General features: G+C 60.9%; 19 protein-coding genes and 1 pseudogene. 11 read left to right on the forward strand and 9 right to left on the reverse strand.

Going from position 1 to position 23,546, the window contains the following annotated elements:
• Nucleotides 1–70: 70 nt before the first annotated feature.
• Entirely contained in the window at nt 71–985 is a 915-nt protein-coding gene (locus tag QKE30_RS07390; RefSeq protein WP_049050030.1) for a hypothetical protein, read from the forward strand.
• A 140-nt stretch (nt 986–1,125) separates the two neighbouring features.
• On the opposite strand, the pseudogene QKE30_RS07395 reads toward QKE30_RS07390, so the two are convergent.
• A pseudogene (locus QKE30_RS07395) lies at nt 1,126–2,274 on the reverse strand (IS3 family transposase).
• A 334-nt stretch (nt 2,275–2,608) separates the two neighbouring features.
• Here QKE30_RS07395 and QKE30_RS07400 point away from each other — a divergent pair.
• Entirely contained in the window at nt 2,609–4,381 is a 1,773-nt protein-coding gene (locus QKE30_RS07400; protein WP_347934499.1) for an ABC transporter ATP-binding protein, read from the forward strand.
• 29 nt (nt 4,382–4,410) lie between these two features.
• On the forward strand, nt 4,411–6,129 hold the full coding sequence (locus QKE30_RS07405) for an ABC transporter ATP-binding protein (RefSeq protein ID WP_241476833.1): 1,719 nt from the start codon (nt 4,411–4,413) through the stop codon (nt 6,127–6,129).
• 94 nt (nt 6,130–6,223) lie between these two features.
• Here QKE30_RS07405 and QKE30_RS07410 read toward each other — a convergent pair whose 3' ends face one another.
• Nucleotides 6,224–6,472 (reverse strand): hypothetical protein, encoded by a 249-nt coding sequence (locus QKE30_RS07410; protein WP_193393350.1) that lies wholly within the window; start codon nt 6,470–6,472, stop codon nt 6,224–6,226.
• 188 nt (nt 6,473–6,660) lie between these two features.
• Nucleotides 6,661–7,377, reverse strand: a complete 717-nt coding sequence (locus QKE30_RS07415; RefSeq protein WP_049050034.1) for an IS3 family transposase — start codon at nt 7,375–7,377, stop codon at nt 6,661–6,663.
• 682 nt (nt 7,378–8,059) lie between these two features.
• On the opposite strand from QKE30_RS07415, the gene QKE30_RS07420 reads away from it, so the two are divergent.
• On the forward strand, nt 8,060–8,455 hold the full coding sequence (locus QKE30_RS07420; protein WP_049050036.1) for a hypothetical protein: 396 nt from the start codon (nt 8,060–8,062) through the stop codon (nt 8,453–8,455).
• 42 nt (nt 8,456–8,497) lie between these two features.
• Here QKE30_RS07420 and QKE30_RS07425 read toward each other — a convergent pair whose 3' ends face one another.
• The 3 genes from QKE30_RS07425 to QKE30_RS07435 are packed head-to-tail and all read right to left on the reverse strand — an operon-like array spanning nt 8,498 to nt 10,570.
• Nucleotides 8,498–10,189, reverse strand: a complete 1,692-nt coding sequence (locus QKE30_RS07425) for a DUF262 domain-containing protein (RefSeq protein ID WP_347934500.1) — start codon at nt 10,187–10,189, stop codon at nt 8,498–8,500.
• A gap of 52 nt (nt 10,190–10,241) precedes the next feature.
• The gene (locus QKE30_RS07430) at nt 10,242–10,424 is read right to left on the reverse strand and encodes a type II toxin-antitoxin system YoeB family toxin (RefSeq protein ID WP_011273484.1); all 183 of its coding nucleotides are present in this window, start codon (nt 10,422–10,424) and stop codon (nt 10,242–10,244) included.
• A complete protein-coding gene (locus tag QKE30_RS07435) occupies nt 10,424–10,570 on the reverse strand; it encodes a hypothetical protein (protein WP_347934501.1) in 147 nt (48 codons plus the stop codon). Before QKE30_RS07435 ends, QKE30_RS07430 begins: the two co-directional genes overlap by 1 nt.
• 121 nt (nt 10,571–10,691) lie before the next feature.
• On the opposite strand from QKE30_RS07435, the gene QKE30_RS07440 reads away from it, so the two are divergent.
• Nucleotides 10,692–12,290 (forward strand): cation:proton antiporter family protein, encoded by a 1,599-nt coding sequence (locus QKE30_RS07440; RefSeq protein ID WP_347934502.1) that lies wholly within the window; start codon nt 10,692–10,694, stop codon nt 12,288–12,290.
• Here the strand turns inward: QKE30_RS07440 and QKE30_RS07445 are convergent.
• On the reverse strand, nt 12,253–13,566 hold the full coding sequence (locus QKE30_RS07445; RefSeq protein ID WP_347934503.1) for a glycosyltransferase family 87 protein: 1,314 nt from the start codon (nt 13,564–13,566) through the stop codon (nt 12,253–12,255). The genes QKE30_RS07440 and QKE30_RS07445 overlap by 38 nt on opposite strands.
• A 159-nt stretch (nt 13,567–13,725) precedes the next feature.
• Between QKE30_RS07445 and QKE30_RS07450 the strand changes: the two genes are divergently transcribed.
• From QKE30_RS07450 to QKE30_RS07470, 5 genes are all read left to right on the forward strand, one after another.
• A complete protein-coding gene (locus QKE30_RS07450; RefSeq protein WP_347934504.1) occupies nt 13,726–14,643 on the forward strand; it encodes an ABC transporter ATP-binding protein in 918 nt (305 codons plus the stop codon).
• 4 nt (nt 14,644–14,647) lie between these two features.
• Nucleotides 14,648–15,409 (forward strand): ABC transporter permease, encoded by a 762-nt coding sequence (locus QKE30_RS07455; protein WP_347934505.1) that lies wholly within the window; start codon nt 14,648–14,650, stop codon nt 15,407–15,409.
• Between the two features lie 386 nt (nt 15,410–15,795).
• Nucleotides 15,796–16,536: a sensor histidine kinase gene (locus QKE30_RS07460; RefSeq protein ID WP_347934506.1), complete on the forward strand. Its 741-nt coding sequence runs from the start codon at nt 15,796–15,798 to the stop codon at nt 16,534–16,536.
• The gene (locus QKE30_RS07465; RefSeq protein WP_347934507.1) at nt 16,533–17,135 is read left to right on the forward strand and encodes a response regulator transcription factor; all 603 of its coding nucleotides are present in this window, start codon (nt 16,533–16,535) and stop codon (nt 17,133–17,135) included. Before QKE30_RS07460 ends, QKE30_RS07465 begins: the two co-directional genes overlap by 4 nt.
• A 91-nt stretch (nt 17,136–17,226) precedes the next feature.
• The gene (locus QKE30_RS07470; RefSeq protein ID WP_347934508.1) at nt 17,227–18,270 is read left to right on the forward strand and encodes a glycerophosphodiester phosphodiesterase family protein; all 1,044 of its coding nucleotides are present in this window, start codon (nt 17,227–17,229) and stop codon (nt 18,268–18,270) included.
• Here QKE30_RS07470 and QKE30_RS07475 read toward each other — a convergent pair.
• Nucleotides 18,267–19,961 (reverse strand): ABC-ATPase domain-containing protein, encoded by a 1,695-nt coding sequence (locus QKE30_RS07475; protein WP_347934509.1) that lies wholly within the window; start codon nt 19,959–19,961, stop codon nt 18,267–18,269. The genes QKE30_RS07470 and QKE30_RS07475 overlap by 4 nt on opposite strands.
• Nucleotides 19,962–20,332: 371 nt before the next feature.
• Here QKE30_RS07475 and QKE30_RS07480 point away from each other — a divergent pair, with 371 nt between their 5' ends.
• Nucleotides 20,333–21,961: an aspartate:alanine exchanger family transporter gene (locus QKE30_RS07480; protein WP_239316162.1), complete on the forward strand. Its 1,629-nt coding sequence runs from the start codon at nt 20,333–20,335 to the stop codon at nt 21,959–21,961.
• A 35-nt stretch (nt 21,962–21,996) separates the two neighbouring features.
• Here QKE30_RS07480 and QKE30_RS07485 read toward each other — a convergent pair whose 3' ends face one another.
• On the reverse strand, nt 21,997–23,463 hold the full coding sequence (locus tag QKE30_RS07485) for a glyceraldehyde-3-phosphate dehydrogenase (protein WP_049050048.1): 1,467 nt from the start codon (nt 23,461–23,463) through the stop codon (nt 21,997–21,999).
• Nucleotides 23,464–23,546: the final 83 nt, after the last annotated feature.

Below are 23,546 nucleotides of genomic sequence, written 5' to 3' on the forward strand. Positions count from 1 at the left end.
GGTGAGGTGAAGGTCATCGCCGCGATACCGGTAAGCTGAGGGCGTGATGAAACTGGGGCACGTTTATTCGATGGCGAGCATCGTCGAAGCGCTGCTGCACGCGCCGACGCCGGGCGACGAGCCCCGAGACGTTGATTCGGTGGACGTCGATTCACGGGGCGTTGTTTTTGGGACGCGGGAGTTTTGTCTTTACGGCCCTTCGTCCGAGGGAGGTCTTCGAGCGGACGGCACCTACCTCATCGATGAGTGCCCCAAGGTCGGCGACGATGGCCGGGAACTTCTTCCCGAGGCAGCCACCGCCGCAGGCCTTGAATTCCTCGCCATGGGGGAGCACCTCGAGGATGTCGTGTACAGTCTGCGGCTGCAGGGAGCGCCCACGGATGTGGCGACGTGCGTCGAAGCGATCAACCACTATCTGGCGCACGACGTTTTCCTCGTCGTCGATGGTCCATCCGGTGTGAAGGCGCTGTCCGACGTCGTCGCCGACCGTGACCTCCTGCGGAAGAACCGGGTGGAATCAGTCTCGCTGGTGCTCGGGTTGTCGGTGCGCAAGGTGCTCGGGCAGGAGACGGCCGATGCGTTACTCGCGCTCCACGGCCACCAGCTGGCAACCGCGGTGAACATTGACGTCGCCGCCTGGAACCAGTGGAGCCAGAGCTCATTTGCGGGTCGGGTCACCGGTGGAGCCACTCATCGGCTGTTCGCGTGGGGACACGGCGGCGATGCGTGGGCGGTGCGCACCGACGACCCGGCAGCGCCCGTCGTGTACTTCGGCGCAGACGGGGAGGACGCCAGGGAGGCGGTGGATCTCGGCGTCGACGTGGCGCCCTTCCTCCGCATCGCCGACGCGTGGCGGGCGCGGGAATCGAAGCGGTTCGAACTCGGACCGGATCCGGCCGCGCACCCCATCCTTGCCGAGTTCCGCGAAAGAGTGGCGTCGCTGGTACCGGTGCCGACCGACTCGTGGCCGTGGCCCTACGAGTAGGCGAACAGGGCGGCGGCGGGCCGTCGTAAAGCATGGTGTCTGACACGGCTCACCCTCACACACAAATAGTTTGGTGTCCTCGTCATTCCCTCTTACTTTTGTGACAACAAGGTCACTTTCCACCTGACCTGCCCCCTCGGTTAGGTCCGGACGTTGTGCGAGTCGTCGGTTTCCATTTGATGGGTGCACTGCCGAGCGTAGTCGGCCGGTGTGAGATAGCCCAGCGATGAGTGCCTGCGGTCGTGGTTGTACTCGGTTTTCCAGTCGCTGATCACCACGCGGGCGTGGAGCAGCGAGTAGAAGGTGTTGATGTTGAGGCACTCGTCTCGGATCCTGCTGTTGAACGACTCGATGTAGCCGTTGCGCCACGGTGACCCGGGCGGGATGTAGCTCAAGCCGGTGCGGGTGCCGGCCCAGTGCGCCATGGCCTCACTGATCAGTTCGGGCCCGTTGTTGCAGCGCAGCGTCGCTGGGGCGCCGCGGACAGCGACGAGCGCTTCGAGGTGGCAGGTGAGCTTCGTGGCGGTGATCGAACGGTCGACCAGGCCTGCGATGCATTCGCGAGTGTGCTCGTCCACGATAGAGCAGATCTTGATCGGCCGGCCGCGTTCGTCGCTGTCGAATTGGAAGTCGACCGTCCACACCAGGTTCGGCGCCGAGTCGGAGGGCGCGCCGGCGGTGGAGACACCCACACATTTGCGGCGGCGACGTTGCCGCACACGGAGGCCCTCCTCGCGCCACAGCCGCTGGATCTTCTTGTGGTTGACCATCCAGCCCTCTGCGCAGGGCGTCGTGATACGCCCTGCGGTATCTCCATCTTGGGTACTTCTTCGCGTACGCCCAGAGCCAGTCGCGTAATGCCCGGTCCGGATCCGCGGCCGTTTCCCGGTACAGGGGGCGCCGGTAGGCCGAGCGCGACAGCCCGGCCAGACGACACGCCATCCGCTCACTCACCCGCAGTGTCCGGATCAGGTGAGCGGCAGCGGCGCGGCGTCTGCCCGGGCCTAAAAGTTTCCCTCCGCCAACTCCTTCAGCGCGGCCTTCTCCAACTCCGCCTCGGCCAGCAGCCGCTTCAGCGTGGCGTTCTGCTTCTCGAGTTCCTCGAGTCGTTTCGCGTCGTCGGCTTTCAACCCACCGTACTGGTTCCGCCACCGGTAGTACGTCTGCTCGCACACGCCGAGCTCGCGACATACCGCCGCGACATCGGCGCCATCAGCGAGCAGCCTGCCAGCCTGCCCGAGCTTACGAACCACCTGCTCCGGCGTGTGACGCTTCCTGCTGTTTGTCATGATCTGACCAGTCTCCCTGCCCGAAGCCTCGAGCACCACGACAACTCTCACAATGACTGGACCTACAAAAGGGGGCCAGGCCACAGGCTTGCAGGCTTCTATGATTTTAGGGTAGCCTAACCATATACGCTATTCATGCGAAGTCTTCATTCCAGCAAGGAGATATCGTGACTTCATCGCAACCTGGCGTTACACCTAGCCCTGCCCCCCCCACAGGAGCGGCCTCCACGACCGGCGCCACTCGCCGCGGGCTGGCTCCGGACGCGCCGCATCGTTTGAACAATCGCGGTTGTTCCAACTAGGGCACCGCACTTGAATTTCACTGAGGACTGCTATGAATTCAGAAGAATCTACTACGCATCCGGAACCGTCGACATCCGGCAACACTGGCGTCGAGAAGCGAAAGGCAGGGCAAAAGGCCTTGCAGGAGCTATTACAGCCAGTGCAATGGCGCATTCGCCTAGCGCAGCTCCTCGCGCTAGGCTCCTGCGTGCTTGCCGTAGCACCGTACATCGCCCTGGTCAGGCTTGGCGACGTCTTGCTCACGGCCTACCAGGAATCCGCCACGGTGGACTCTGAACGAGTCAAGAACATCATTTTTTGGCTTGTCACAGCATTTTTGTGGCAGGCGGGCCTCTACTTCCTGGCGTTGCTAGTCACGCACCTGGCGGATCTGCGCTTGGTGCACGTGACCAGACTGAGGATCGTCGACACTATCTCCCGGGTGCCTCTATCCTGGTTCGGGCGCAACAGCTCCGGGCGAATCCGTAAGGCAGTAGAAGACGACACCCGGACGCTGCACACGCTGGTGGCACATGCGCCGGTGGACATGATTATGGCGATCGGCGTCCCGCTGGGACTGCTGATTTTTAGCTTCATTGTTGACTGGAGGCTCGGCCTGCTGAGTATCGCGACCATACCCATCTACTTTGCCCTCCAGATGCTCTCCATGAAAGACATGGGAGCAAAGACCGCCGAGATGGACACCTACCTCGGTGAAGTCTCCTCCAGCGTGGTCGAATTCGCTGAGGGGATCAGCGTCGTCAAAGCGTTTGGCACCACGGGCAAGGCCCATAGTCGCTACATTACCGCCGCGGAAAACTTCGCCGACTTCTACTACGCATGGGTAGGCCCGTTGCTGAGAATCGGTGCGCTGAGCGAATCCGTCGTCGGGATCCCGCTGATTCTCCTGGTCAATATCGGCGGTGGTGTCCTCTTCACCGACGCCTCGGCCGCCGAAATCCTGGCCACCACACTGGTCGCACTGATCTTGCCTGCGACAATCCAACAGGTCGGCATGATGACGTGGTCCTACCAGCTAGCGGGCAATGTGGCGCTGCACCTCAAAGGAGTCCTCGATGTGCCGCCCATTGCCGAAGGTAACCTCGACAAGCACGACTGGGGTAGCGGCGACGCCGTCGACGTCGCATTCGACAACGTCACATTCTCCTACAACGATGCCCCACTGATTCAGAATTTCTCCGCCACGCTGCGGCCCGGGACGGTCACGGCCCTGGTCGGGCCGTCAGGAAGCGGAAAATCCACCCTGGCGATGATGCTAGCGCGCTTCCAAGACCCGGAGGAAGGACGAATCACCTTCGACGGTGTTGATATTCGCGAGTTTAGCTTCCCCCACCTCTACCGCACTGTTTCATTTGTTATCCAGGACACGCAGCTGCTCCGCATGAGCATTCGCGACAATATCCGCCTGGCCAAGTCAGATGCCGACGACGATGCCGTGTGGCAGGCGGCGCGTCAGGCACATATCGCGGAATTTATCGAACAACTGCCAAACGGGCTGGACACCGTCATGGGCGAGGGCATCAACGTCTCGGGCGGCCAAGCCCAGCGCATCGCCATTGCCCGGGCAATTCTCACCAACGCCCCCATCCTCATCCTCGACGAGGCCACCACAGCCGTTGACCCAGACGCGGAAGCCGAGATTCAGGCAGCGCTCAATGAACTAGTGAAAGGCAAAACCGTGCTGGTCATCGCCCACAAACCCGAGGCCATCGCGGGTGCCGACCAGATTATTGAGCTCGCGCCGGGGCACGCCCAGAAGCTTCAGCAGGCCGGGCAGTCCCAGCAGGAAGGAAACACGAACTAATGTCATCGGTGTCCACCATGCTAAAAAACTTGAACGCGATACAAACCGAGACCGGAGCGGCCAACTCCAAAAAACACTTAAGCCTCATGGCTGCGGTCGGCGTCACCGACGGGCTGGCAATCCTGACCCTATTGCCGATTACGCAGCAGCTCTCCGAGGCCAAGGTACCCACGGTTCCGCTAATCATACTGCTTGTCCTTACCCTTGTTGGCTTTGGGCTCCGCTACGTGACAACCCTGCTGGGCTACTCGGTTGCTCTGGACTTCCTGCGCAGCGCTCACCAGATTGTGGGCGATAAGCTGGCCACGCTCCCCCTTGGCTGGTTCCGCCCTTCGCGTACCGGAGGGCTCTCCAGCCTGGTATCCGACAAGTTCATGCAGGCGACCGAGCTATTCGCCCATCAATTGGGCATCCTCGTTCGCGAATTAGCTGTTCTAGTGACTCTCACCATCGGTGCATTCTTCTGGAACCCCTGGTTAGGGCTCATCTTCATCGTCCTCGGACCCATCGTCATCGCCGTGATGACCGGTGCTAATGCGCTCAAAAAATCGGCTGCCAACCGGGCACTGCCGGCGAGCAAAGAACTGTCCTCTCGTATCCTCGAATACGCCCGCAACCAGTCCACGCTCCGCGCGGCTGGCCGCAACAAGGAATTTGAACCGCTTGCCGACGCCCTCGACGCCGACTTCCGGGCACGGCGCAGGGAACTGTGGGTAGCGACAGGTGCGCTGGTCCTCACTGGCCTGAGCACCCAGATCTTCGTCGTCGCCATCATCGTGCTGACAGCATGGCTTGCCGCGGATCAGAGTCTGCATCCGCTGGTGGCTTTGGCGATTGTTGGCATCGCCTTACGTTTTTCGAAAATACTCGACAATTTGGGCGAAGCTTTCGTCGGCCTGGATGGCGGCCGCCTGACGCTCGACGAAATCTCGACAATCACCACCGCGGCATCGCTGCCGGAGCCTGCTAACCCACAAACTGGCGACAATTCCGGATCCGTCGAGTTGGATCACGTATCCTTCGGCTACCACACCGACTCCGGCGACCATACCCCAGTGCTTTCCGACGTTTCCTTCAGCGTCGCCCCACACACGGTCACGGCGATTGTGGGCCCTTCCGGCTCCGGTAAGACGACCATTTCGCGGCTCATTTCACGGTTCTTCGACGTCGATTCCGGCACAATTCGGGTCGATGGTGTCGATATCCGCGAGATGGGCACCGAAGAACTCATGTCCCGCCTGTCCATGGTGTTCCAAGACGTCTATCTCTTCGACGACACGCTGTACAACAACGTTGTCGTCGGCAAGCCCACGGCGACGCGCGAGGAGGTGCTGCGCGTCGCGGACCTCGCCGGCGTGACAGAAATTGCGGATCGGCTCGGCTGGGATGCCGACGTCGGCGAGTCCGGCGGGCTGCTCTCCGGTGGCGAGCGCCAGCGCGTCTCTATCGCGCGAGCTCTCCTCAAAGACGCCCCCATCGTGCTTTTCGACGAGGCGACCTCGGCCCTCGACGCCGAAAACGAAGCCAATATTCTCGCCTCCATGGAGGCACTGCGCCAGCACTCGACGTTCATCGTGGTTGCACACAAACTCGACACCGTCCGCGGCGCCGACCAGATTGTGGTGCTCTCCGATGAGGGCACTATTTCCGAGATTGGCACCCATGAGGAGCTCTACGCCGCAGGCGGCGACTACCGCAGGTTCTGGGAACGCAGGTCACAGGCTGCAGGATGGAGCATCTCCGCCTAAAGGCCGCCTCTATACCCACGTGTCCACACCTATTCCGGCAACTCGAAACATATAGAGTGAAGCGACTAGCGTAGTGAGCGTGGGTAGACACTATCTAGAACCAGACAAACAGGATCATCAGCAATTCCCGCCGAAAGAGCACGGGGACAATCGCGATCGGGTTCATCCAGACCGGAATGATCGCGGATGCGGCAATCACCTCGGCGAAGATCGGTGCGCTGGACGCTGGCAAGATCACCACTGGTGTGCTTAGTGCCTCGCGTATCGGGGCGAGGTCGATTACGGCGGACAAGCTCGCAACGAACGCCACCCAGGTGGGATTAGCTGGATGGAACCAATCCATTCGTATCAGTCCCACGCAGATCGCCTGGTACAACGGGTCCACGTTGGAAGGGACCTGAACCGCACTGGGTTTCGTTCCGGTCTTCTATTGAGACGATTGGGATATGCCCCAGAAGTATCCAGCGTCGTCTCGTGCCCGTGCGGTACGGATGGTGTTCGGTCTGGATCGCTCCGAGTTTGGTGGAGAGTTCATAGCGGTACGCCAGCCACCACTGGCCGACTGGTTTCAGTGTAGTAGTGTTCCTCGAACTGCGCTGGAGCGAGGTCTCCGCAGCGCGAATGCGGGCGGATGTGGTTATACCAATGCACCCATTCCAAAGTCGCGAATTCCAGAGCATCACGACCGGCCCACGGCCCCTCGCGCCACACCACCTCTTTCTTATATAGTTTATTCAGCGCTTCTGCTGCGGCATTATCATAAGAATCTCCAGTCGAACCGACCAAGGCTTCTATTCCAGCTTCACGCAGACGCTCTGTATAAGCAATGGAAACATACTGGCTTCCCTTGTCAGAATGATGAATTAACTGGTCGATGTTCCTGTTCTTTCGCTTCCTTTCCCATAACGCGTGCTCCAGAGCATCCAGCGCCAAATCGGTCCGCAAAGTCGTATCGACTCGCCACCCAACAATCATTCGGGAAAACAGATCCATGACGAAAGCGGCATAGACGAAACCACTCCATGTCGGCACATAGGTGATATCGGCAACCCAGCGAGTATCAGGAGTGTCTGCGGTGAAATCCCGCTTGACGAGGTCCCCCGGATACGAAGCGGTCTTGGGCTGCCGTGTCGTGGTCGTCGACCGGGCATTGGACACCCCGGCCAGCCCCAGGGCGCGTATACGGCGTTCGACCGTGCACCTGGCGATCGGCTCGTTCGGATAGAGCCGGCGCAGCATCACCCACACTTTCCGTGCCTTTCGGTGAGATGTGGTACTTGAGTCGAAAGGCTAACTGGCGGTGGCCGCCCACTACTTTCCGGGCCCCACCATCAGCCAGCGTTACACCACACTAAGGGACGCAACCCCGCTGTGTTCCAAACGGCGGACTGATTGAGTTCCGCTGTACTCATCCGGGCATGCCTCCTTGGGCCGAAAGTCTCAGTGCCCCTACGGTAAACGCACTGTCCAAAATCGTTCTCGAGACACGCACGCGCTGTCTCGCCTTCTAGTGCATCACCCCGATAGACACCGGGCTGACACCCTCGAACGAAATATCGAACAACTTCAATCTTTCAAGCCTTGCTGTCTTGCCTTATAGACCACCCTTAGCCACCGCCCCCACTCTCTAACGTGCTGCACCTACCCCACTTCACTACTTCAAGGTTTAAGAGCAGCCTCCCACCCCATCGTCAACCACTAGTTGACACCACCGTCAACCTATGGTTGACTTGCGGGCATGGATCCATTGACAAATATCCGACACACACTGCAAGCAGTCAGCCTCGCCGAACACGAATTGGAGGATGCCGTCACGCAAGCAAGGAACGCGGGACATTCATGGGCGGACATTGGGCAAGCGCTTAATGTTTCCCGCCAGGCAGCCTTCAAACGATTCGGTGCGGTGCGAAACCCCTTTACAGGAGAAACCATGTCCCCAGTATCAACCGACAAGCTCCCTGAGATTTCCGACGCGCTCATTCGCCACATTTCCAAGGGCGAAGAAGCAGAAACCGTTGAAATGCTCGATCCGCACGTCCGCGAGGACCTCCCCTGGTCCGTCATCGTGGACGTGTGGACTTCAATCCTGACCGACTTCGGCGAGCTCCAGGAGATCACCGACCAGACGATCGTCCCCATCAAGGGCGCCCGCAACGCGGCCCCGGCGTCAGAAGCACTCTCCACAAAAAGCACAGGCACATCGGTCGTCGTCTCGACGCTCAACCACGAAGCCGGCGAACTGATGTCTCGGATCGCCGTCAGTCGAGAGGGCACGGTCGTTGGCGTTCTTTTCTTGACGCCCGACGCCACGGACTACCCGTTCTAAACCAGCCGAGCTTACGGGTGACCTGAAACAGGCGTTGGAGCCCTAGAGCTGCCATTCCTTTGCCAGGACATCCACAAGGTCGCGCTGGCGCCGCTCCACGACTTCCGGGGTCCAAACCTGCTCGCCGAGCACCTGGGTGGTCAAGGCGAAGACCGCTACCCCCTTGCCCGAATTGAAGTACTTTTCCTTCTTGACGTCGAAGTCATAGTTGCGGGCGCGGGAGTTTGTCCGACGGTTCAAAAGCAACAGGTTTCCAAGACGATGGGTCCACTGTGCTGCCTCTTCCTCGTTGAAGTCCTGGTTCCACTGGCTACCCGGCGAAGGGTTCTGAGGTAATACGTGCTCAACGGTGATGATCCTGTGATCGTAGGAGGCACCGGGGTCAGCTGCCAGAACAGAGTCCAAACGCAGCAAGACGTACTTACGCACGCGAGTCGACAAGTAGATCTCACCGTCCAGACGCTCCAACGTGTCTGCTCGTTCAGAATCGGAAAGGTGGAAGCCTGGAGCGTCAATTCCGTAACCTTCGTCAAGCTGCTTGAGCAGTTCCATGTAGCGCTGCTGACGAGGAGTGGCATAGACACGGCGAACGAGCATGCTGGCGGCCAGTCGTTCCAGCTTTGCGAAGAATGCGACCAGAAATTCCGGGTCTTCGCCGTGCTCGGTAAGCGCCCACAGTGCCGGAGGGCGCCAGTCATCGTTATCGAGCTGCGCCAAGCGCTTCAGCCAACTATTGACCTGATCCCAGTATGGGCCGGGGCCTTGGAAATCCTGGGAGAGCAGCCGGATATCGGCCTTTGCATAGGGCTCCAGAACCTCTCGAATGAATCCGCTGCCGTTGTTCGGCATGTATTCTTCCAGAACCTGTTCACGGAACTCATGGAGCAAGCTCTTAACACTACGAGTGCGGGCCTTAATGGCGCGGATGTAAAGAAAGAGGTCACCGAATTCATCGCGGCTCAGCTCTTCCTCAAAATGCTCCCACCTGTCCGCAAAGTGCTGCTTCTGGTCCTCTGGGATGGCACCGATGACCTGCGACTTAAAAATATCCTGCGGGGACAACGGCAAGCCACGGGCATTCATGACCGAGAAAATTCGATATGCGCTGTTGAGATCGGGCGTCGAAACCGTCACGAGGAAGGCGCGCTGTGCAATAAGGCGAAAGAGATCCTTACGAGTTTCAGCGGGCAGCTGTTGCAATTCCTCGTGCAGAGCCTTGGCGTTATCTCGCAGACCTCGCTGCGCATCGGTTTCCGGGATGTTATCGCTTAACTCAATCAGCCCGAGGGTGCTGCCTTCTTTCTGTACGTGCTCCAAGAAAAACTGATTGTCTCGCGGGCGCAGTGCCAGGCGTGGGCGCGCGGGAATATCGTCCCACTCCACTGCGGGCTTCTCGATGAGCTTGTGAATCGCTTCACGCAACCCCGCATCAGTAGCCAAGTCGCGCAGAATCGCGAGCAAAAGAGTAAGAGTGGTCAGGCGTTGCTGGCCGTCGATGACCTCAGCGCGGACAGCATTCGGGGCTTTAACCAAAACAATAGAGCCCAGGAAGTACGGCTCATCAGTGTCACGTTCCAGCGCCCCAACCAGGTCAGCCAGCAGATGTAGAGACTCCTCGGTGCCCCAGGCATATGGTCGCTGGTATTCGGGGATAACGAACTCGTAGTCTCCGTCGTGCAGCAGCCGCCCAACGCTGATCTCCTTGGCATCGAGCTCTCTGTTTTCGCCTGCCACTCCATACTCCTATTCGTCAACTATTTTCATGCACCCACGTTATCCAATCTTGTCAGGAATCTGCTGCGAAGCGGCCCAACCTTACAGTCTCCAGGGCTTCAGGTTTGCCGATGCCCTGGTTTCCGTTACGGGCGATGTCCTTAATCAACCGATTAATTCTCTTTGGGGTGCGGCGATCCGCCGTCTGCCACCACAAGTAGTCCTCCCAGGCAGACTCATCCCAAACGAGAATCATTAGTCCTCAATGAGGTCGTGGTAGGCGCCGCGCCCCCGCTCCAGGTTCTCGATGGAACCGAGGAGGCGGCGAGCGTTCTCGGGAGAGCGCAGAAGGTAAGCAGTTTCCCGCAGTGATTCATACTCGGTATAGCTAATCGGCTTCACAGCGCACCTCCTGTCCTGAAAACCGCCGCAGGTCGTGTGCCTTCAATACTATCTGCCCCACTGGGGGTAGAAATCGCCTCCATTGGCGAGTTACCAGCCCCTGTGAGGCAGACTACAATCCATGGAACTCTTGCTGATTTACCTCGGTGTGGTCTTCGTATGCGGCCTCCTCGCTTGGGCCGTGCGGCTCCCACCCCTCATTGGCTTCCTCGCCGCCGGCTTCGCTCTCCACGCAGCCGGTGTGGAACACGTTGATTCCCTGGACCTTTTCGCCGATATCGGTGTGACCCTCATGCTCTTCGCCATCGGCCTGCGTCTGGATCTTCGAGCGTTGATGGATAAGGCAGTCTGGCTCACCGCTAGTGCCCATGTTCTTGTGATGACGCTGATTGGCGCGGGCTTCATCACCGCCCTCGGCGCGCTTGGCGCCTTCGGCCCCACCGATTTCTCCGTGGCTGTAAACATCGCGCTGGTCTTGAGCTTCTCCAGCACCATCGTCGTCATCAAGATTCTGCAGGACCGCGGCGACGAGCAAGCCCTCTACGGCAATATCTGCATCGGCGTACTGATCATGCAGGACATTCTGGCCGTCGCGTTCATGAGCATCCTTCGGGGCGAACCGCCACGCCTGGCTTCTCTGTTGCTAGTCGCCATCGTCCCGCTGCTGGCATTGACCACCCGCCGCTGGTACAAGCTCGGCCACGGTGAACTCGGTGCCCTGTTCGGCATCGTTATGGCCCTGCTGCCGGGTTACGCGCTCTTCGAGTGGGTGGGGCTCTCCGGCAGCCTCGGAGCCCTCATCATGGGCATTGTTCTCTCCCGCTCCCCCGGCGCAGAACAACTCAGCCATTCCCTGTTCACCCTCAAGGAGCTGCTACTGGTTGGCTTCTTCGTCAACATCGGCTTCCTGGGTCTACCAAACCTGCAGAACCTCGCCGACGCTGCCCTGTTGCTCATTCTGCTGCCCGTCCAAGGCATCGCCTACTGGGCGATCTTGTGGGGACTCGGACTGCGCAATCGCACTTCCGTTCTCGCTTCCCTACTATTGGCGAACTACTCTGAGTTCGCGCTCATTATCGCTGCGCTCGGCGTGAATGATGGTTGGCTCAACCAGCGCTGGCTGCTTTCTCTCGTCCTCGCGGTATCCCTCAGCTTCGTCATTTCCGCAATTCTGAACCCGCAGAGTGTCTCGCGGGCAACACGCCTGGCAAAGCGCCTCCCGACGCGCCCGCCGCACAAGATCCACCCAGAGGATCGCCCCATCAAACTCGGCGATGCCCACGCCCTGGTTCTCGGCGTGGGCCGCCTGGGGGTGTCTTGCTACAACGAACTCACCGAGGTCTACGGCACGAAGGTCTTGGGCGTGGAGCACGACCCCGCCCGAGTGCGCCACCTGCAGGAGCGCGGTTACAACGTTGTGGAGGGCGACGCCACAGATATCGACTTCTGGGAGCGAGTAAAGGACAGTCATCAAATCGACATGATCATGCTTGCCATGCCCGCCCAGCACGCCAACGTAGACGCAGTAAAGGAGATTTTTGCCTCCAACATCAATCCGGAGGAATGCACCATCAGTTCAGTGGCCATGTACCGCGAGGATGTCGAGGAACTCGAAGAACTTGGGATCAACGTTGTTGTCCACCTGCAGGACGGTGCCGGCGAATCCCTCGCCGAACGCACCTTTACAGAGAATCAGCAGCGTCGTGCTCGGTCCCAGTAGCACGGCGGTCCGTGAAATACCGGACCGCATAGTACGCCGCAGCCACCACGACGAAGGCCACGCCCAGGAAGGTGAAGGCGCCCTGCCACAGCGGGTTATCGTGAGCCACGCCCTGGCCGAAGAAGCCGAACCTGCGAGAAGTGGCGTTGCTGACAAAAGGCAGGAATACCACCGTCAAAACTGCCACTACTGCGAAGCTCAGCAGCTGCTCGACAATCCAGCCCAGCACTCCCTTCACCTTGTCTGAGACCGCCTGTATCAGCTGGAACCCGGCGTCCAGAAAAACGACAAAGAGCGGCACCAAGAACACCCAGTGGTGATACCAGCTAAACGGCGAGATGATGCAGGCAACAACTCCGCCAAGGGCCATAATCATCGAGTAGTTACCGCGACGGTAGCAGCCCAGGACCACGATGCTGTACAGCGCCACGATGGCGACAACGCAGACGAGCCACAGCACCGTGTTGTCGTAACCGAGGCGGTGCAAGACTGCGCCGAGGGACTGCGCGCCGGGATTGTCCTCGCCGCCGATGCGCTGCGTTTCGAAGATTTTGGTCTGCCAGAAAGACTTGGCGTCCGGGACGAAAAGGAAGCCGATGACGATGGTCGCGAGGATCGTGAGGGTCATGTAAACCATCGCGCGCCAGCGCCTGCCCAGCAACAGCGGCAGGTAGAAGAAGACCGGGGTGAGCTTAATGCCGGCGGCCAGGCCGCTGAAGATGCCGCCGCCCTTGTTGCCGGTGCGCCTGCGCAGGAAATCCAGGGCAATTAGACCCATGAGGAAGATGTTGATCTGGCCCCAGAAGAAGGTGCCGAAAATCGGGGCCAGGTGGATGGAAGCGACTAGCGCCGCCAGGGAAACGAGGACCAGCCCCGGGGACCAGGCATAACCGCGCTCGCGGAAAACCCCGATAATCACAGCAAACAGCACCAAGGCAGTGAGGCCTAGCCAGATACTCGCCGCAACCTCAAACGGTGCAAGCGGCAGCAACCTAAAAATCACGCCAGAAAAGGGCGGATACGTAAATGGAAGGCCCCCGACGAAAGGCTGAGAATACAGCTCCTGGCCACTGTTCAGTGCCACCGCCGCGTTGTAATAGACCTTGAAATCCGTCGGCCACTTAAAGAGGTTCGTGAACCAGTAAGCACGAACCTCTGGCAAAGTAAGCCGGTACACCGCATACGCAGCGAGAAGAGCGAAAGCCACGAACGCACCAAAAGCGCCCGGCAGCCTCTTGGAGGCGCCGCGCGAACTGGTGGACGCTATAAAACTCATCTCGTTTACTTTAAAACGCAAATCGTTGCTTTTTGGTTACCACGACCAAGCAAGGAAAAAAATTTTGCAGAGCTTATGACAGCCCATGACAAACGTCATGGCTCAATTCGTGATGAACGGTATGCGCGGTCCCTACTTCGCTGAAATAACGTGAAAACCATGAGCACAATACAACTCGCACACGCCATAGAAGTAAGCGGAATCAGCAAGACCTTCAACCCACGATCCAACAAACCGGTGCACGCGCTGAAGGACGTGAGCTTAAGTGTTCGCCCGGGCGAGATCATCGCACTGCTCGGCACCAACGGCGCGGGCAAGACCACCCTCGTGGACCTGATCCTAGGGCTCACTTCCCCGACCGCCGGCACAGTGAAAGTTATGGGCCAATCCCCCAAGCAGGCCGTATACAACCAAAACATCAGCGCACTGATGCAGACCGGTGGCCTGCTCCACGAGCTGACCGTGAAAGACACGGTGGAGATGATTGCCGCCGCGTTCCCGGAGCACCTGCCCCTCGACGAGGTTATCGAGCAGGCCAACCTGGAGCCCATCTACAAGCGCCGCGTAGGCAAGTGCTCCGGCGGCGAGCAGCAGCGCCTTCGCTTCGCCCTGGCCATCCTCGGCAACCCGGACATCCTCATCCTCGATGAGCCCACCGCTGGTATGGACGCCGGCGCACGCCACCGCTTCTGGGACTCCATGAAGCACCAGGCGCAGCTGGGCCGCACGATCATCTTTGCCACCCACTACCTAGAGGAAGCGGACAACTTCGCACAGCGCATCGTGCTGATGAATAAGGGCGAGATCATCGCCGATGGCACCACCGACGAGCTGCGAAACCTTAGCTCCAACCGCGTGGTTAGCGCCGAGTTCCCGGGTGGATTCCCTGAGCTGTCGGGCCTTAGGGGCGTCATAAAGAGCGAAGTAAACGGCCGTCGCCTGCGGATGACGACCAACGACTCTGACGCGCTTGCCCGGTACCTGTTGACGGAAACTGACGCCCGCGATCTCGACATCACTAGCCACAGCCTAGAGGACACTTTCCTCGCGCTGACGAACGACAACCAGGAGGCCTAGAACAATGAGCACCACCCTAAAATTCGCCGGTCACGAGCTGCTACGCCTGCGCCGGGACATGACCACCTTGTTCTTCAGCGTCGGTCTGCCAATCTTCTTCTATCTGATCTTCGGTGCAATGCAGGAGTACGGCGATCAGGAAATGAATGGCGGTAATGTCTCCGCGTTCGTCATGCTGGGCATGGCCTTCTACGCCGGCGTAGTAGGTGCGGTCGGCGCAGCGGGTACTTCCGTGACAGATAACCGCAGTGGTTGGGGCAGGCAGCTGGCCCTTACTCCCCTGCGCCCGTGGCAGCTAGCCTTCGCCAATGGCCTGAGCATCGCCGTGCGTGCGGTGCTGCCGATCGTGGCCGTGTTTATAGTCGGCGGGCTAACCCGGGCCCACATGCAGGCCGACCAGTGGGCGTTGAGCTTCATTGCCTGTGTGCTGTGTTCTATCCCCTTTGGCTTCTACGGCTTGGCGTGGACGCTGACTATTCCGAAGGAGAACACAGTGGCCATCGCCACTGCATCCATCGTGATCCTGGCCTTCGCCGGAAACGTTTTTATGCCACTCAGCGGATCGCTTCTGCAGGTGGGCCGTTTCACTCCCATGTACGGCGCGATGATGCTAGTTCGCTGGCCGCTGGCCGAAGGCGCTCAACTGCTCGACCACGGATTCATCAACGACCCGATGTGGTACGCCTGGGTTAGCATCGCGGTATGGACGGCGATCTTCGTGGGAGTCTGCTTGCTCATGGGCAAGCGCGACAAGGAGCGCAGCTAATGCGCCCTTTCGACGGGTTCCGGCTGAACGATGCACTGGCAGCCTCGATATGGCTGGTATTTCTAGGGCCGACTCTGCTCCAGGCCTTCACTAATGAGGGATTCAGTACCGCTAGCAAAGCCTGGATAGCCGTCTGCGTTCTGGCCTTTTGCACGATCTACTTCTGGACTTTCGGCTCGCTTTCCTACTATCCGCGCGGGTGGAACCCTCTACATTGGGCGCTGCTTCGGTGGTGTGCCTTATTAGCTATTGCACTAGCCAGTGTGCCTGCGTATCAAGTCGGTGCGGTCGCCTTCGCCCCTTACCTGGCAACAACACTTGGGTTTACGCTCGCATTCAGGCAGTCGCTCCCCATCGTGTTAGCCACGGGGGCGGTTGGGGTAGTCATGGTCTGGATCTGGGCGCCGAACGACCTCAGCTGGACGATCTTCATCTTGCTGGGAATCCCCCTTGTATTGGTACTTCTGGGAGCCCATGCACAGCATGAAGAATCCCGCCACAAGCTGCGGCACGAGCTGGACCTGGCGCAGCAGCGGGAAGACATTGCCACGGATGTGCACGATCTGCTGGGCCACTCGCTGACGGTGATCAACCTGAAGTCCGAGGTCGCCAGGCGGGCAATGGACAACAACCCCGAGCAGGCCAAACAGGAGCTCAAGGAGATCAGCGACCTCTCCCGCCTAGCCTTGGCGGAGGTGCGCTCGACGGTTACCCGAATGCGCACACCCACCTTCGCCGGTGAGCTGCAGGCGGTGCGCCGGGCTTTGGAAACTAAGGGCGTCACTGCGCATCTACCCGACCTCCTGAAGGCACCGGGCGCGCACGACACAGTCTTTTCCTGGGGCCTACGTGAGCTGACGACGAACGTGGTGCGACACTCCGGGGCGAGCGCGTGCTGGGTGAGCGTCACCGCCGACAAGCTGCAGGTCACCGATGACGGCTGCGGATTTAACGGCGAGGCCACCCAGGGCAGCGGTGGTCTGGCAGGCCTGCGCGAGAGGGTCGAGGACGCCGGCGGTCAGCTGATCGTCCGCCGCGAACGGGGCCTGAGTACCGTGTTGATCGCCATGGAAGGCGACGGCGAACTGATCGACGACGGCGCAGTGGCGAAGGAGGCCACCCGATGACCATTCGAGTACTACTCGCCGAGGATCAATCGCTGGTGCGCGGGGCACTGATCGCGCTGCTCAACGCGGAGCCGGACATCGAAGTCGTTGCCGAATGCGCGACCGGGACCGAGGCCGTGGCTCTCGCGCAGCAGCAGCCCATCGACGTGGCTCTGCTGGACATCGAGATGCCGGGGTTGAACGGCATCGATGCCGCGAAGGAGCTAGCCAATAATCGGTGCCGCTGCCTGATCGTGACGACATTCGGCAAGGCCGGGTACGTCAAACGTGCGATGGAAGTGGGCGTAGACGGGTTCATCGTTAAGGACACGCCTCCCGAGGAGCTCGCCGATGCGATCCGGCGGGTCCATGCCGGGCTGCGCGTTATCGACCCGACGCTCGCTCAGGAAAGCCTATTGACGCCCGATAATCCCCTTAGCGAGAGGGAAACCGAGGTGTGCCAGCAGCTTTTCGAGGGCAAGAGCTCCCCTTCCATCGCCAAGGCGTTGCATCTATCTCCTGGGACTGTGCGTAACCACATCTCGAGCATCATGACAAAGACGGGCGCGGGGAATCGCTACGAGGCGGCGCACGTGGCGAAGACGAATGGGTGGATTTAGCTCGCGCTGCCGAGTAACCAAAGCACTGTTAAGTTTGTGTGCGCTACTTCACGACTCCACCGCAGCACTCACGACTCGCAGTTAGGAATACATGAAGACATCCCTCACCTGGCGCAAGACCGCTGCCGCAGCAGTGGCCGCCATCGTTTCCCTCGGCTCCGCCGGCGCCGCCGCTGCTGCGCAGGGCTCCATCGCCGGATCGTCCTTTAACTTCGGCTCCTCCATCGCAGGCTCCTCCCAGCCCCAGCCAAAAGAGCCAGAGGGCTTCGACTTGCAGTCCCACCGTGGTGGCCGCGGCGAGCACACCGAGCAATCCCGCAAGGCATTCGAAGAGTCCGTGAAGATGGGCGTATCCACCCTGGAACTGGACATCGTGATGGCCGAGGACGGCACCCCAGTTGTTTGGCACGACCCGGTAATCCAGGCCGAGAAGTGCACCGACACCAAGCCCGCCACCGAAAACGACCCAGAGTTCCCCTACGTAGGCAAGCTCATCCATGAGCTGAACTGGAAGCAGCTGCAGACCCTGAACTGCAACAAGGTGCTGAAGGACTTCCCGGATGCGAAGGCCGAGGAAGAAAACAAGCTGCTGCAACTGCAAGATGTGTTCGACATCGCCGCTGCGGACCCGCAGATGCGTTTCAACATCGAAACCAAGATCGAGGCAGAAGAACCCGAGAAGTCCGCCGAGCCACAGGAATTCGTCGACGCGATCCTGCCGGTCGTGCGCGCTAACAAGGCCACCTCCCGCACCACCATCCAGTCCTTCGACTGGCGCTCGCTGCCGCTAGTACGCGAGGCGCAGCCGGATATCTCTCTGGCACTTCTCTACAGCGCCAAGACGTGGGCCTCCGGCTCCAAGTGGACCGGTGATGTGGACTACGACCAGGTTGGCGGCGACGTAAACAAGGCCGCGACCCAGCTGGGCGCGGAGATCCTCTCCCCGGAATACAAGCTGGCCACACCGGAGAACGTGGCCTCCGCCCACGAGGCCGGCCTGCAGGTTCTGCCGTGGACGGTCAATGAGAAGCCCGACATGCAGGCCGTGATCGACGCGAAGGTCGACGGTCTGATCACCGACTATCCGACCCGCGGCATGGAGGTTCTCAAGGAGAACAAGCTCCAAGTCCTCTAGGCGAGCTTGAGCTCCCGGTAGCGGTTTGCCGCAGCCAGGATTTCCGCCCCGCGCGGGCGACTCAGGTGTCCGGGATGATCACGCCCCGGCGCCAGCACGGCCAGGCCCTTCTCGGTAATCTGCTGCTCCAGACGAGCAACCAGGTCCACCAGCGGGGTCTGGCCATCGGCGTTCTTAGACAGCCACGCCAGAGCCGCCGCGATCGCTGCCGTCTGAGATGGCGCAACAAGCTGCCCGACGGCGCTCAGGTCAATGTCCGAACGATCCACGCTGATAGTGGACAGTCCGCGCGGTTTCGGCGGCTTGCGGGAAGATAGGGTTCCGCACGCGAGGATGCGTCGAGCAGTGGCGTGGCGGAACTCCCCTGTGTCTTCCGCTTCTTCCGTCTTTTCCGGAGCCTCCCCCTCTCGTGCAATGTCGTGAGCGCGTGCGGTCACCTCGCTGGGACGGTAGGCATCCATCGCAATGACCGTATCGGCCAGCCGCAGATAGGCACCCGAGCCACCAGCGATCAGGACAGTCGAGACCGAGGTGGCGTCATATAAAGAACGAACGCGCTGCACAAACGGGGTGATGGGCTCCTTGTTGTTCGGTACGAGGCGCTGCATGAGGCGGTCGCGGATCATGAAGTTGGTGGCAGAGGTGTCCTCATCGATGAGCAGCGTGGAGGCGCCGGCAGCATGCGCTTCGACGACATTGGCGGCCTGGGAGGTGGAGCCCGAGGCGTTCGTGGTGGTGAAGTGGCGTGTGTCGGCGCCAGTGGGCAGGTTGGTGATGAACGGCGAAATGTCGTCGCCGGTAATGGGGCGGCCATCCTCGGCGCGAACGCTGGCGACGTCGGCGCGGGAGATCACCCACTCGCGGCCATCGCCGGCGACGTGCGGGTAGACGCCGCGCTCCAGGGCGCGCAGCAGCGTTGACTTGCCGTGGTAGCCGCCGCCGACGATGACGGTGAGGCCCTCCGGTATGCCCATCCCCGTGACCGTGCGGCCGCTGGGGAGCTCGAAGGTTTGGGAAAGCGACTCCGGGGATTCGAAGGCCGTGGCCTGGTTGGCGGCAAGTGGGCGGTCGCTATCCCCCGCAGCGCGCGGGAGGATCGCGCCGTTGCCGACGAAGGCGACGAGTTTGCGGGGTGTCAGCTGGGCGCGAAGGGCTTCCTGGTCGCGCAGAAGTGCCACGTGATCCTCGAGAGCTTGAACGTCTGCAGGCTCGAAGCGATCGTGCCGCAGGCAGTCGTCGGCGATGTGCGGCAGGTCATCGGCCAGCAGGTGTGCGGCCTGGCGGCCCAGAATCCGGCGGCCTTTGGCGGGGAGGCCGACGAGTAGTCGGGCCTCCACGCGATCAGGGGTGACCAGCACGTGAGTACGTTCAAGGACCTGCTGCCCGATGTCGCCGATGTGGACGTTGCGCGGGCGGTTGGGATCGGCCTGGATCCGCCGGGCCAGGAAGTCGGATACCGCTACCCTGCCGGTGGCATCGTCAACGAGATACTGCGGGATGCCCGCGGCCTGCATGGGCAGGATGAGCCGCACCTTGGAGGGGCTGGCGTAAGGATCGGCCTGCACGCGGTCGATGGAAACCGTTAGCCCCGGTTCGCTATAGGCGCCCTTCAGCTTCTTGTAGGCGCCGTAGCCCGCGCCGTCGAGATTCTTGGTACGGGAGAAAAGATCCGAGAGAGTGTTTCGTGCCATGTACCCCAGCGTAGGGAAAATTTTTCTCTGACTCTCACCTGCGAAAAGAACGCCTTTCACAATTTTTCCGAGAAAATTGTATCTAGGGCGTAACGCTTAGAGATGACAAACGATTGTTAGTGTGAAGGCGCTAACAAACTCACAAAATCCCTAGCGCCCGCCACTACACACTGAAAGGATCACTCCCATGATTGAACTGATTGCAAACTTCTTCCAGGGTCTCGTTAGCCTGATCGGCGGCGCACTCGCTGGCCTGGCTGGCCTGATCTCCGGCAAGTAAGGTCCGGCCACTCAGAAAGTCCTAATCTGAGGTTTCTCTTGGGTCCCCGCTCACCTCGTGTGGGCGGGGATTTCTTTATAGGATCAAGATCATGCTGGCATTCCTTGCTGAAAATCCGCTGATCGCCCTAGTCATTATCCTCGCCCTCGGTTTCGCCATCGGCAAGATACGCCTCGGCGGCATGTCGCTCGGCACCGCGGCGATTCTCTTCGTCGCCATTGCCTTTTCCACGGCGGATCCCAACATCCAGCTGCCCCCGATCATCTTCCAATTCGGCCTGGCCATCTTCGTCTACGCCATCGGCCTGACGGCTGGACACGCCTTCTTCGCCGACTTCCGCGAGCGCGGCTGGCGCATGATCCTCTTCGTCGTGGTGCTGCTCGTCGGCCTGATGGGCATGACGTGGCTGCTGGTGCCGATCTTCGGCGTGGAGGCCGCCACGGCCACCGGCTCCTTCGCGGCCGCACTGACTTCCACGCCAGGTATGGCGGCCGTCGTGGACATGCTGGAAGGCACCCACCCAGAGCTGGCCGCCGATCCCGTCGTCGGCTACTCCCTGGCCTATCCCGGCGGCGTGCTCGGCGCCATCGCCGTGGCCGCCATTGGAACCAAGCTCTTGAAGGTGAACCATCGCCAGGACGCGATCGACGAGGGCGTGCTGCACGCGCCACTGGAGCACCGCGGCGTGCGCCTGCGCGAGGGCATCGAAGGCTGCGTACGAGACCTGCGCACCATCGCGGATTCAAAAATCATCGTCACCCGCCTGGTCCGCCCACACCACGCCACCGAAGACGTCCAGGAAAAGGATCATAAGCTGGCCTACCCGGACGCGGAAGTCTACCCTGGCATGATCGTGGTGATCACCGGCACACCGGACTCCCTGGACAAGGCCACGGCCGCGCTGGGCGAGCAGATCGACATCGACGTGGATAGCTCCTACATCGGCTACCGCCGCATCACCGTCTCTAACCCCAGCATCGCCGGGCGCAGCATCAAGGACATCGACCCGATCAGCCACGGCTTCATCATCGCCCGCATCCGCCGCGGCGACGAAGACCTAGTTCCCGGCCCAGACGACGTGCTGCACTATTCCGACCGCGTGCGAGTAGTCACCCCGAAGCACCGCATCGACGAGGTCTCCCAATTCCTGGGCGATTCCGAACGCTCCCTGGCGGACGTGAACCTGCTGCCCTTTACCCTAGGCCTGGCCATCGGTCTGCTCATCGGTGCGATCCCCATCCCCCTGCCCGGTGGCACCACGCTCAACCTGGGCTTCGGTGGTGGCCCCATCGTCATGGGCCTCATCTTCGGAGCGCTCGCCCGCACCGGCCCCATAGGCTGGCAAATCCCCTACCACGCCAACAAGGCCCTCAGCAGTCTGGGTCTGGCCATCTTCTTGGCGGGCGTGGGCACCATCGCGGGCACGGGCTTCCGCGACGCACTGACGGACATCACTTCACTGAACTACATCGCTCTGGGCTTCATCATCACCGTGACCTCGGCCATCGTCTGTGGCCTGGGCGGGATGTGGCTCCTCCGCCTGAAGTGGGACGAGGCGATGGGCATGGCCGCGGGCTTATCCACCAACCCCGCGGTGATTAGTTACCTCAACGATCAGGCGGATACGGAGCTGCCCATGCGCGGCTACGCCACCGTCTATCCGGCAGCGATGATCGGCAAGATCATCGGCTGCCAGATGCTACTGCTGATGCTGCTTTAACCCAGCACCAGCACTGGTGCTAGTGCTGGTGTCTTCTACAGGTCCAGCGCTGCGGCACGCTGCGGCAGCACGCGCGGGCGCACGCCGGCGATCTCCTCGACAATGCGGATCACCTGGTTCGAGTAGCCGAACTCGTTGTCGTACCAGACGTACAGCACCAGGTGGTTGCCGTTCGCAATGGTTGCCAGGCCGTCGACGATGCCCGCGTGGGTGGTGCCGACGAAGTCGGTGGAGACGACCTCCGGGGACTTAATGAAGTCGATCTGCTGGCGCAGCGTGGAGTGCAGAGACACGCGGCGCAGGAAGTTGTTCACCTCGTCGGCCTCGACTTCCTGGTTCAGGGTCAGGTTCAGCACCGCCATGGAGACGTCCGGGGTGGGCACGCGGATGGCATTGCCCGTCAGCTTGCCAGCGAACTCCGGCAGGGCCTTGGCCACGGCCTTTGCCGCGCCCGTGGCGGTGAGCACCATGTTCAGGCCCGCGGCGCGGCCACGGCGGTCACCCTTGTGGAAGTTGTCGATCAGGTTCTGGTCGTTGGTGAAGGAGTGCACGGTCTCCACGTGGCCGTGTTCCACGCCGTAGCGGTCGTTGATGACCTTCAGCACCGGGGTGATGCCGTTGGTAGTACAGGACGCCGCAGACAGAATGCGATCATCCTCAGTGATGTCGCCGTGGTTGATGCCGTAGACGATGTTCTTGATGTCGCCCTTGCCCGGGGCAGTCAGCAGAACCTTGGAGACACCCTTGGCCTCCAGGTGCTGAGACAGGCCATCACGGTCGCGCCACACGCCAGTGTTGTCCACCACGATTGCGTCGTTGATGCCGTACTCGGTGTAGTCGATCTCCGCCGGGTTGTTGGCGTAGATAATGCGGATCGGGGTGCCGTTGGCCCAGATCGTGTTGTTTTCCTCATCCGTGGTGATAGTGCCGTCGAAGGCTCCGTGAACGGAATCGCGGCGCAGCAGAGAAGCACGCTTGATCAGGTCGCCCTCACCCTTGGAGCGGACGACGACGGCACGCAGGCGCGCACCGCCATAGGTGGCCTCGCGGGCAACCAGGATGCGGGCCAGCAGGCGGCCGATGCGGCCGAAGCCATAGAGGACGATGTCGCGGGGCTCGACCTGCTCCGGGCCGCCGATGACCTCCGCCAGCTCGCGCTCCAGGTATTCGCGCAGGGTCAGCCCCTCAGAGTCCTTGTTGTAGCGGCTGGCCAGGGATCCAATGTCGATGGAGGCAGTGCCCAGGTTCATCTCCACCAGCTCGCGCAGAACCGGCAGGGTCTGCTCCAGCGGCAATTCCTTTTCCACCACACGGCGGGCGTAGCGGTGGGACTTGATGATGTCAATATCGGTGACGTTGACAAGCAACCGGCCGAAGATGGAAGTCACCACGTTCTTATCGCGGTGCAGGCGGCTGATCAGCGGCAGCATCTCCTGCGCCACGGCCAGCCGCTCGTTCCAATCGCTGTGCAGAGCGCTCTTGGTGTGTGCGTTGTCGGTCATCTATACCTCACTACCTCACTGGAAGTAATCGTTTTGCGAATATTCGGGGGGTTACCCTCTTACCCCCTGAAGTCTAGTTGCCC

Source organism: Corynebacterium sp. c24Ua_83 (assembly GCF_039907245.1).
Classification (GTDB): domain Bacteria; phylum Actinomycetota; class Actinomycetes; order Mycobacteriales; family Mycobacteriaceae; genus Corynebacterium.